Here is a 10,012-nt window from a genome sequence, read left to right as displayed (position 1 = left end):
CGAGAGCCCCCACCAATGCGGTGGGGGCTCTCGTGTTTTCGGCCCCCGACCCGAGGCCGGACTCGATCCGGCCCTAGCGTCGGTACTCTTGCACCTCCTGGAGCCCCTCGGCGCCCCGTTGAGCACCACCGGCTTTCCACAATGTTGGCAAAACCAGATCCTTCCCTTGGCAATGTGTCTGTAATGCGGATACATTGGATGAAACGGACAGCCAACGGGGGCTGCGTGGGGCACATGCGCTTTGGAGGGTCATGAGTGAGCACATTTTGGTTGTCGATCCCGACGACTCAACGCGTTTGTCCGAGGTGGGGCAACTGACAGCTCTCGCGTACCTCTCAGATGGCCTGGTGGATCAGGCGCACCCGTACATTCCGCAACTGAAAGATGCCCGTACGCGGGCCACTGATGCCGACCTCCTCGTGATGGCAGACGGTGCGGATGGGTCCGGCTCTGCCGTGGGAACCATCACAGTGGTGCCCCCAGGGTCGTCGCTTGCTGAACTCGCGACCGGACGTGAGTTTGAGCTACGGATGTTGGCTGTGTCGCCGCTTGAACGTGGCCGGGGTATTGGTGCAAAGCTGACAACGGCAGCAATGCGCCGTGCGGTGGACCAAGGTGCCGAGCGTGTGGTTCTGTCCACGATGGAATCCATGCATATCGCACACAAGTTGTATCTGCGGCTGGGATTCGAGCGCCGCGAGGATCTTGATTGGGTAGTCATCGACAATGAGGACGGCTCAGTGACAAAAGTGTCCTTGAAAGACGCCGAGGACCTGCCCCCTCACAACACCGCCATCCGGCTCTTCGGCTACTCGTGGGACCCCTCCACCTCCAACGTCTGATGCGTGCCGCTCAGCTTCGTGGTGCGAGGAACGACTACTGAGAAATTGGCGACAGCGGGGCTTGGACAGTTGCGGCGCTACTAGACTTGCGCACATGTCTTCCCTCGAACGTTCTGACGTGGCGCGCCTTGCGGCGCTTGCACGCATTGATATGACCGATGAGGACCTCGACCGCATGTCCGGGCAGCTCTCTGCCATCGTGGACTCTGTGGCCAAGGTCGCGGAAGTCGCCGGCCAAGACGTGCCTGCGACAAGCCACCCCATCCCGATGGCCAATGTGCATCGTCCCGACGAGGTGCGCCCGTCGCTGACACAAGAGGCCGCGCTTTCTAGCGCACCTGAAGCGGAAGAGGGTCGCTTCCGCGTTCCCCAGATCCTAGGGGAGGAAGCATGACCGACTGGACCCGAGCATCGGCCGCCCAAATGGTGGCTGCCCTCAAGAGCGGAGAAGTCACCTCGGTAGAGCTGACACAGGCACACCTGGACCGGATCGCTGCAGTTGACGGCGCCGTCCACGCGTTCCTGCACATCAACGGTGAACAGGCGCTGGAAACGGCACGTGGCGTTGACGAAGCTCGCGCAGCTGGCGAAGAACTTCCCGAGTTGGCTGGTGTGCCGATTGCGGTGAAGGACATCCTTGTGACGCAGGGTATGCCTACCACTGCGGGCTCGAAGATCCTCGAAGGCTGGGAGCCCCAGTACGACGCGACAGTGACGCGCAAGTTGCGTGAGGCCCGCATGCCCATTCTGGGCAAGACCAACATGGACGAGTTCGCCATGGGGTCGTCAACCGAACACTCCGGCTACGGGCCCACCCACAACCCATGGGATCTCGAGCGGATTCCCGGTGGCTCCGGCGGAGGATCGTCTGCCTCGCTCGCAGCATGGGAAGCCCCCCTCGCTATCGGCTCGGACACCGGTGGCTCCATCCGCCAGCCTGCATCCGTGACCGGCACGGTGGGAGTCAAGCCCACGTACGGCGGCGTGTCCCGCTATGGTGCCATCGCGCTCGCCAGCTCACTCGACCAACTTGGTCCCTGTGCACGCACCGTGGAAGACGCGGCGCTGCTACACGAGGTCATGGGCGGCCACGACCCGATGGACGCTACAAGCCTGCAAGAGCCTGTGCCGTCCTGTGTCGAAGCGGCACGCCAGGGACGCGAGGGCGACCTCACCGGTGTGCGTGTAGGCGTCATCAAGGAACTCTCCGGCGAGGGCTACCAAGCAGGCGTTGAACAGCGTTTCAACGAGGGCTTGGAGAAACTCAAGGAACTCGGCGCTGAGATCGTTGAAGTCTCGTGCCCGTCCTTCGAATACGCGCTCGCTGCTTACTACCTGATTCTCCCGTCGGAGGCATCGAGCAACCTCGCAAAGTTTGACTCGGTGCGGTTCGGAATGCGCGTGGAGAAGGGCAACGTGGAGCGCACGATGGCCGCCACACGTGCGGAAGGTTTCGGCGATGAGGTAAAGCGCCGCATCATGCTCGGCACCTATGCGCTGAGCGCCGGATTCTACGACGCCTATTACGGCTCCGCACAGAAGGTGCGCACGCTCATTCAGCGGGACTTCGAGGCCGCCTTCGAGCAGGCCGATGTGCTGGTCAGCCCTACAACGCCCACGACCCCGTTCAAGTTGGGAGAGCGCATCGACGATCCACTCGCGATGTACCTCAACGACGTTGCGACGATCCCCGCGAACCTCGCTGGTATCCCCGGCATGTCGCTGCCCTCGGGCACGGCACCAGAAGATGGACTGCCCACCGGCTTCCAGATTCTTGCGCCGGCACACGAGGATGCCCGCATGTACCGCATCGGCGCGGCTTTGGAGAAGAAGCTCGCGGAAGAGTGGGGTGGCCCCTTGGCCTCGCAGGCCCCCGAGTTGGAGGTGGCCAAGTGAGCAAGATGACCTATGAATCCGCGATGGAACAGTTCGACCCGGTCTTCGGCATCGAAGTTCACGTCGAACTCAACACCAAGACCAAGATGTTTTGTGGGTGCGCTAACGAGTTTGGTGCTGAACCCAACACGCAGGTCTGCCCGGTATGCCTGGGTTTGCCCGGCTCGATGCCCGTCGTGAACGACAAGGCTGTCGAGTCCGCAATTCGACTGGGACTCTCGCTGGGCTGCTCGATCCGCGAATCGAGCCGGTTCGCGCGCAAGAACTACTTCTACCCAGACCTGGCGAAGGACTACCAGATCTCTCAGTACGACGAGCCGACCTCCTATGAGGGAAGCCTTGACGTGGTGCTCGACGACGGTGAAGTCTTCACCATCGGCATCGAGCGCGCCCACATGGAGGAGGACGCCGGCAAGAACACCCACGTCGGCGGTACTGGTGGTATCCAGGGAGCCTCGCACTCGCTCGTGGACTACAACCGCGGCGGTGTCCCCCTGGTCGAGATTGTCACCCACCCCATTACGGGTGCCGGTGCTCGGACGGCTGAGGTAGCCCGCGCCTATGTGGCCACCATTCGTGACATCGTCAAGGCGCTCGGTATCTCCGACGGGCGCATGGAGCAGGGCTCCGTCCGTGCAGACGTGAACCTCTCGCTGCGTCCCAAGGCGGCGGCCGGTGAAGACCAGAACGCCGTGCCGTTTGGTAAGCGCTCCGAGACAAAGAACGTGAACTCGTTGCGCGCCATCGAACGCGCGATTCACCATGAGGCCGCGCGTCAGGCCGATCTGCTGCTCGCGGGCCAGCCCGTGGTGCAGGAGACGCGGCACTGGCACGAGGACACTAGCTCCACGACCCCAGGACGCTCCAAGGAAGAGGCCGAGGACTATCGGTACTTCCCCGAGCCTGACCTGCTGCCGGTTCAGCCGAGCCGCGAGTGGGTTGAGGAACTGCGTGGCACGCTGCCGGAGCACCCCGCGAAGATGCGCGTTCGTTTGAAGGAAGAGTGGGGCTTCTCCGACATGGAGATGCGCGACGCTGTCAACGCCGATGCGCTTGACCTCATCGCGTCCACGGTTGCTGCTGGTGCCAAGCCACAGGCGGCTCGCAAGTGGTGGATGGGTGAGCTCGCTCGCACGGCGAACGACCGCGAGATTGCACTTCCAGACCTGCCCGTCACACCCGAGCACATTGCCGAACTTCAGGGGCTCATCGACGAGGGCAAGATCAACGACAAACTCGCACGTCAGGCGCTCGAAGGGGTTCTTGCTGGCGAAGGCTCGCCTGCTGAGGTGGTGGCGTCACGAGGCCTTGAGGTCGTCTCGGATGACTCTGCTCTTGAGGCAGCGGTCGATGAGGCCCTCGCGGCACAGCCTGACGTGTTGGCAAAGATCCAGGACGGCAAGGTTCAGGCCGCTGGCGCTATCGTCGGCGCTGTCATGAAGGCCACCCGCGGCCAGGCCGATGCTGGTCGCGTGCGGGAGATCATCCTCCAGCGAGCAGGGGTAGAGGGCTAAGACTCCCGCCCTACAGTTCGCGATGACGGTCCGCAGCGGACAGTGCGGACAGTACGCGTTGACAGTACGAACCACAGAAACGGCACACACGCCGGGTCTCGCCCCTCAAGGGGATACGAGGCCCGGCGTGTTGCGTTCTCACCGGTTCGTAGTGTCACTGCTTCGTAGTGTCACTGCTTCGAAGTGTCGTTAAGTCGCAGCTGCGTGGTGTCGCAGCTGCGTGGTGTCGCAGCTGCGTGGTGTCACAGCTGCGTGGTGTCACCGGTGTGCCGTGTCGCTGCATCGTAGTGTCAGGGACGGGCTGAAAGCGTGCGTCCTAGAAACGTGCTGGCAGGCCCCGAAGCAGGAGCACCTGAGCCACGATCATGCTTTCGATCTCGGCGGGGTCGACGCTTTCGTCGGAGGCGTGAATGCGCGATTTCGCGACGTCTTCTGGTCCCCACAGAATGAACTCTGCGTTCGGGGATGCGTGCTGGAGCGTCTGGAGCAGGGGAATCGAACCGCCCGAACCTGCCTCGCTGGTGTCTTGACCAAACGCTGCGGTCATGGCTTCACGCGCGGCGGCATAGCCTGGCCCATCTGTCGGGACCTGGAACGGATACGCTGCTTTGACTCGCTGGACTTCGACCTGAGCGCCCCACGGAGCGTGGCTCTCGAGGTGTGCGACCAGCGCGTCCAGTTCGTCCTCAGGGTTGCTCCCAGGGACGATGCGCATCGAAATCTTGGCGCTGGCCTCAGGCAGGACCACGTTGGAGGAGTCCGCAATGGAGGTCGTGTCGACGCCGATGGCGTTGATCGAGGGCTTGGACCACAGCCGGTCGGCGATGGTTCCTGTGCCGGTCATGGATACTCCTGGGAGCAGTTCCGCGCCGGCAAGGAAGTCTTCCTCGGTCATGTCGGAGCCGGTCCACGGGAACGAGGTCACGCCAGCAACCGCGACGTCACCGGCGTCGTCGTGAAGCGTGGACAGTAGGCGAGCAAGCGCCATCATGGCGTCCGGTGCAGGTCCGCCATAGACACCGGAGTGCAGGGGGTGATCGAGTGTGCGGACGGTGACCGTGCAGGAGACGTCTCCACGAAGCGCCGTGGTGAGCACAGGTTCGCCCACGCGGAGGTTGCCCATGTCGGCAATCACAAACACGTCGCAGCCAAAGAGCTCGGGATGTGCCTCGACAAACTCTTCGAGGTTGCTTTCCGTCTCTTCCATACCTTCGATGATGATGCGAATGGTGCACGGGAACTCGCCATCCAGTTGCTTCAAGGCACGCAAAGTGCCGAGCAAACTGACCAGCCCCGACTTGTCATCAGCGGCACCCCGGCCGTAGATACGCCCATCGTCCTTGACAGTGGGCACCCAGGGGTCAGAGGTCCAACCCTGTGACTTGTGTGCTGGCTGCACGTCATAGTGCGCGTACAGGACAACGGTGGGGGAGCCTTCAGGCCCTTGGACCTCACCGTAGATCGGCGGGTAGCCATGGGGAACATCAGCCAAGTGGGCGTCCGGAATCCCGGCTTCCTGAATGAGTTCCAGCGTCCGCTGCGCCATCGCGTGCACGGGCTCTTCGTCGTAACCCGGGAACGCGATCGACGGAATAGCGATGAGTTCCTTGAGGTCCTCCACCACGCCGGGCATGAGATCGCGGACGGTGGCGGCAACGTTGTCTGGGTTCATGACTGGCCTTTCAGTTCGTGGCGTGTATCACTAGAAGAACGCTCCAATGGCTGCACCTGATGCCACGGTCGTGACGACGAGTACCAGCATCGGCACAAAGAAGCTGTGGTCGATGAGTTTGGTTCCTAGTTTGGTAGACCCGGTGAGGTCGAAGTTCGCGGCCGCAATCTGTGGGCCGTTGGCGGGCAGCGTATAGACCCCTCCGAGCGCGCCGCCCCACATGCCGGTGATGATCCCCGGCGGAAGGCCAGCAGCGAGACCGATCGGCACGATGGTCCTGGTGGCAGTGGACTGGCTGGTGGTCATCGCAGCGACCAGGAACACGGCTACGGCAAAGAGGAACTTCCAGTCCGTCACCCATGCGCCCACGGTGGAGACAATGAGGTCCTCGTGTGCCTGGATAAAGGTGGCTGTCAGCCAGGCGATACCAAAGAGTGCGATCGCGGAGATCATTCCGGCCTTAAAGACCGATTGGCCTGGCACCGTGTCGACTTTGGGGCGGCCCACGAACATGATGACCGCGGCGGCGACGAGCATCACGAGCACGATGGTGACGGTCATGCTGACGGTCTCCGCTTCGCCGTCGATAGTGAACGATGGGCGCAGGTCTGGGAACAAACCGAACACCACGATCGCACCCACACCGATGAGGAACGCCGCTGCCGCGTTGCGCCCACGTGAGGTGTACGTCAGTTTCGATGACGCGGCACCCGTGCCAGCATCGGCCGTGGGCGGTGGAATCTCCCCAGCCGCGATGCGGCGCTGAATCTCTGGGTCCACATCCATGTCGCGCCACATGCGGTTCACCACGAACGAAGTGACAAGGATGCCGATGATGCAGGAGGGGAAGGTGATCGCAAGGATCTTGCCCAATCCCAAGTTGTAAGGCGCTACGTCAGTGAGGGTCAGCATCGCGGCCATCGCCGCCGATACGGGGGAGGCGGCGAGTGCGATTCCCGATTGGACGACCGTGACAGTGAGAGGCCGCGAGGGGCGAATGTGGTTGCGGTAGGAGACGTCGTAGATGACGGGGAGCAGGGGATAGATGATGTTTCCGGTGCCTGCGCCTACGGAGAACAAGAAAGCGGTCAGCGGAGCCAAAAAGGTGATCTGGCGCGGACGTTTCTCGATGACCCGCGCGGCCATGGCGACCATCCAGTCGATGCCGCCCGAGGCCTGCATCAGTGCGGCGGCGGTCACTACCGCGAGGATGATGGCGATGGCATCGGCTGGAGGCTCACCGGGGGCTTCGCCGAAGATGAAGATCAGCACAAACGTGCCGACGCCGCCCCAGACGCCCACGCCAACTCCGCTGGCCCGGGTGCCCATGATGATGGCGCCCAGTACGACCAGCACTTCCAGAATGAAGATCAGGTCCATGAGACCCCACTCAACGTTGTCACGCCTCGCCCTCACTGCCGGTGGACTTGTGACAAAGACGATACGCGCACCTGGGGTTTTGCGCCTCCCGCAGTCTCCACTCCGGCACTGCGAACCAGTCTCCACTCCGGCAGTACGAACCAGTCGACGCCACGACACGCCGCGCTGCGGGCCGGGGCGGGCGGGAGCATCGGCGTGCCGGGGCAACCTTTGGTTCAAACTGTTGGGGCGCGTGGGGTGGGCAGAGCACGTGACAGACTGACGGGATGATCACCGTTTCAGTCCCAGATACCGATACGGCCGATGCCGTGGGAGACGTGGGCGACGATGCACGCGTTGTGGTGTGGAACCCCGCAGTCGAAGATGCACCCGCCGAGCACGCCGAAGGCATAACTCTTGCGTGTCTTGCGCACCGCACCGGCGGTCGCAAGGTTTACGCCCGGCTAAGGGAGCTGCCGAACCTGCAGGCGATTCAGATTCCGTCAGCCGGATACGAACATGCATTGCCCTATGTGCCAGACGGAGTGGCCCTGTGCAATGCACGCGGAGTCCATGACACCCGCACTGCGGAAATGGCGCTACTGCTGGCGCTCGCGAGCCAGCGCGGGCTCCCGCAGTTCATTGATGCTCAACGGCGCGAGACATGGGAACCGTACGAGACGGCACCATCGCTGGCCGACAAAAAGGTCCTCGTCGTCGGCTACGGGTCCATCGGTGCGGCCATTGGCAAGCGCATGCGCGCATGCGAGGCGACCGTCGAAGGAGTCGCGCGGTCCGCTCGCACCGCACCCGATGGCACCACCGTGCACGCCGTGGGCGATCTGCTGACGTTGCTGCCACAGTTCGACATTGTGGTGATCGTGACTCCGCACGATGACACCACCGACCGGCTCGTCAATGGTGAATTCCTCTCATCAATGGCCGATGATGCCTTGTTGGTGAATGTAGGTCGCGGTGCAGTGGTGGACACCGACGCACTGGTGGCGGAACTGCAGACAGGGCGAATCCGTGCGACCCTCGACGTCGTCGATCCGGAGCCACTTCCCGATGGACACCCGCTCTACTCCGCACCCGGACTGGTGCTGACTCCGCACGTTGCGGGCTTTGCTCAGACCACAGACAAGCGATACGTCGCTCTCGTGCACGCACAGATCGCATCGCTTCGCGCGGGCAAGGGGCCCGTCAACCGGGTCAACTAGTTCGAGGTGCCTTGACGCGCGCTCCTGGCCGCTTGATGCAGTGCCAGCGTGTCGGCGCGTGCAGTTTTGTGGTCGACGATGGGGCTGGGATAGGCAGGCGTGTCGACTTCGGGCACCCAGCGCTGGACGTATCGACGCTGAGGGTCGAACTTGTCGGCTTGCGTGACGGGGTTAAAGATCCGAAAGAATGGTGAAGCGTCCCGCCCTGTTCCCGCCACCCATTGCCAGTTGAGTTGGTTCTGGGCGTGGTCGTAGTCAAGTAGCGCTCGACGGAAGTAATCGGCGCCGCGCTGCCAGGGGACCAGCAGGTCCTTCACAAGAAAACTGGCGACGACCATGCGCACGCGGTTGTGCATCCAGCCCGTCTGCTGAAGTTGCCGCATCCCGGCATCGACCAAGGGAAATCCCGTCAGGCCATCACGCCATACCATGAACACGGCATCGCTCTCGCGGCCAGTCAGCCAGTCGTCATCCGCCAGCACAGGGGTAAGTGAGTCTCGCCGTGCCTGCGGGTGGTGGAACAGAACATCGGCGTGAAAGTCACGCCACGCCAGTTCTGACTCGAAGACGCGCGGGCCATCGCCCTGGAGGGGCCCTGTCTCGGCCAACACGGTTCGCGGGTGAACCTGGCCGTACGCCAAGGCCACGGACAGGTGCGACGTCGAGTCGAGGTCTGGCCGGTCGCGGTCGGTCGAGTAGCGGTCGATGTCCGACGCCACGAAGTCCTCGAGAGCCTCGAGTATGCGGTCCTCACGAAACTCGTGGAGAGTGACGAGCGGATCCGAGGAGTCGCCGTGGGCTGCCATCTGGTCCAGGTCCACATCGGCGTCGTGACGCTGCCATGAGCGCATCTGCCTCAGATCGGCGGCGGCCGCGGGTGCCCGCCAGCCGTGCTCACGCCAAGCATTGCGAAAAGGAGTGAAGACCTTGTACTCAGTGCCGTCAGCCTTGGTCACGCGACCAGGGGCTACCGCATACGGCGAGCCAATGAGCTTCAGCGCGCGACCATCGGCCTTCAGTGCGGCCGCCACTGACTCCTGCTCAGTGATGCCGGACGGACTGTACTCCCGTGCTGCCCAGACCACCGCAGCATCGGCTTCCTGTGCAGCCTCGAGCACCACAGTGGCGGCGTCTCCGCGGCGTACCGCCAATGCACCTCCGAGCGCGTCACGCAGCTGCCACAGCACCCGTGCAAGGTGACCGGAGCGTCGTCCCGACCACAAGTGGATGCCGCGCGTCCATACGAAAACTGCGCCAGCATCGGCCCTCCTGGTTGCTTCCACGAGGGCGGGGTTGTCGGAGATGCGGAGGTCGCGGCGGGCCCACCACAGGGCCGGTCGGGTCTCATCCATGTGTCGGTAAACGGCAATGGCCGCCCGGGTGTTCCCGGACGGCCATTGCGCTAGGTCGCGCGCAGCGCCGTGTGTGGCGCTGAACGCGGATGGGCGGTTCGCTCTGCGGGGAGGGGTGGGTCGCAGAGTCGCCCACGACTAGGTGGTCAAACTGCTC

Annotated in this window: 8 protein-coding genes; 5 read left to right on the top strand and 3 right to left on the bottom strand. The window is 63.3% G+C overall.

The window, feature by feature from the left end; all coding sequences use genetic code 11:
- Window positions 1-251 precede the first annotated feature (251 nt).
- The 4 genes from AOP79_RS08515 to gatB all read left to right on the top strand — a co-directional run bounded on the left by AOP79_RS08515 (window position 252) and on the right by gatB (window position 4,252).
- The gene (locus AOP79_RS08515; RefSeq protein WP_062072552.1) at window positions 252-842 is read left to right on the top strand and encodes a GNAT family N-acetyltransferase; all 591 of its coding nucleotides are present in this window, start codon (window positions 252-254) and stop codon (window positions 840-842) included.
- Between the two features lie 94 nt (window positions 843-936).
- Entirely contained in the window at window positions 937-1,236 is a 300-nt protein-coding gene (gene gatC, locus AOP79_RS08510; protein WP_062072550.1) for an Asp-tRNA(Asn)/Glu-tRNA(Gln) amidotransferase subunit GatC, read from the top strand.
- Complete coding sequence (gatA, locus tag AOP79_RS08505) at window positions 1,233-2,738, top strand: Asp-tRNA(Asn)/Glu-tRNA(Gln) amidotransferase subunit GatA (RefSeq protein ID WP_062072548.1); 1,506 nt, start codon at window positions 1,233-1,235, stop codon at window positions 2,736-2,738. Before gatC ends, gatA begins: the two co-directional genes overlap by 4 nt.
- Window positions 2,739-2,743: 5 nt before the next feature.
- Window positions 2,744-4,252 carry an Asp-tRNA(Asn)/Glu-tRNA(Gln) amidotransferase subunit GatB gene (gene gatB, locus AOP79_RS08500; RefSeq protein ID WP_062072609.1) on the top strand — a complete coding sequence of 503 codons (1,509 nt, stop codon included), beginning with the start codon at window positions 2,744-2,746 and terminating at the stop codon, window positions 4,250-4,252.
- Between the two features lie 316 nt (window positions 4,253-4,568).
- Here the strand turns inward: gatB and AOP79_RS08495 are convergent, their stop codons facing one another.
- Both AOP79_RS08495 and AOP79_RS08490 read right to left on the bottom strand, forming a co-directional pair.
- Window positions 4,569-5,924 carry a M20/M25/M40 family metallo-hydrolase gene (locus AOP79_RS08495; protein ID WP_062072546.1) on the bottom strand — a complete coding sequence of 452 codons (1,356 nt, stop codon included), beginning with the start codon at window positions 5,922-5,924 and terminating at the stop codon, window positions 4,569-4,571.
- 30 nt (window positions 5,925-5,954) lie between these two features.
- A complete protein-coding gene (locus tag AOP79_RS08490) occupies window positions 5,955-7,304 on the bottom strand; it encodes an anaerobic C4-dicarboxylate transporter family protein (protein ID WP_062072544.1) in 1,350 nt (449 codons plus the stop codon).
- A gap of 266 nt (window positions 7,305-7,570) precedes the next feature.
- Between AOP79_RS08490 and AOP79_RS08485 the strand changes: the two genes are divergently transcribed.
- Window positions 7,571-8,503: a 2-hydroxyacid dehydrogenase gene (locus AOP79_RS08485; protein ID WP_062072542.1), complete on the top strand. Its 933-nt coding sequence runs from the start codon at window positions 7,571-7,573 to the stop codon at window positions 8,501-8,503.
- Here the strand turns inward: AOP79_RS08485 and AOP79_RS08480 are convergent.
- Window positions 8,500-9,855: a cryptochrome/photolyase family protein gene (locus tag AOP79_RS08480; RefSeq protein WP_062072539.1), complete on the bottom strand. Its 1,356-nt coding sequence runs from the start codon at window positions 9,853-9,855 to the stop codon at window positions 8,500-8,502. The genes AOP79_RS08485 and AOP79_RS08480 overlap by 4 nt on opposite strands.
- Window positions 9,856-10,012 lie beyond the last annotated feature (157 nt).

Origin of the sequence: Demequina sediminicola, from assembly GCF_000975055.1 — a bacterium.
In the GTDB taxonomy this organism is placed as follows: Bacteria; Actinomycetota; Actinomycetes; order Actinomycetales; family Demequinaceae; genus Demequina; species Demequina sediminicola.
The sequence above is the reverse complement of the archived record's forward strand: the minus strand, read 5'-3'. Positions and strand labels throughout refer to the sequence as shown.

Excerpts from the sequence above, each read along its gene's own strand:
- gatC (WP_062072550.1), top strand. The coding sequence starts at position 937 with ATGTCTTCCCTCGAACGTTCTGACGTGGCGCGCCTTGCGGCGCTTGCA.
- AOP79_RS08495 (WP_062072546.1), bottom strand. The coding sequence starts at position 5,924 with ATGAACCCAGACAACGTTGCCGCCACCGTCCGCGATCTCATGCCCGGC.
- AOP79_RS08485 (WP_062072542.1), top strand. The coding sequence starts at position 7,571 with ATGATCACCGTTTCAGTCCCAGATACCGATACGGCCGATGCCGTGGGA.
- gatA (WP_062072548.1), top strand. The coding sequence starts at position 1,233 with ATGACCGACTGGACCCGAGCATCGGCCGCCCAAATGGTGGCTGCCCTC.
- gatB (WP_062072609.1), top strand. The coding sequence starts at position 2,744 with ATGACCTATGAATCCGCGATGGAACAGTTCGACCCGGTCTTCGGCATC.
- AOP79_RS08515 (WP_062072552.1), top strand. The coding sequence starts at position 252 with ATGAGTGAGCACATTTTGGTTGTCGATCCCGACGACTCAACGCGTTTG.
- AOP79_RS08480 (WP_062072539.1), bottom strand. The coding sequence starts at position 9,855 with ATGGATGAGACCCGACCGGCCCTGTGGTGGGCCCGCCGCGACCTCCGC.
- AOP79_RS08490 (WP_062072544.1), bottom strand. The coding sequence starts at position 7,304 with ATGGACCTGATCTTCATTCTGGAAGTGCTGGTCGTACTGGGCGCCATC.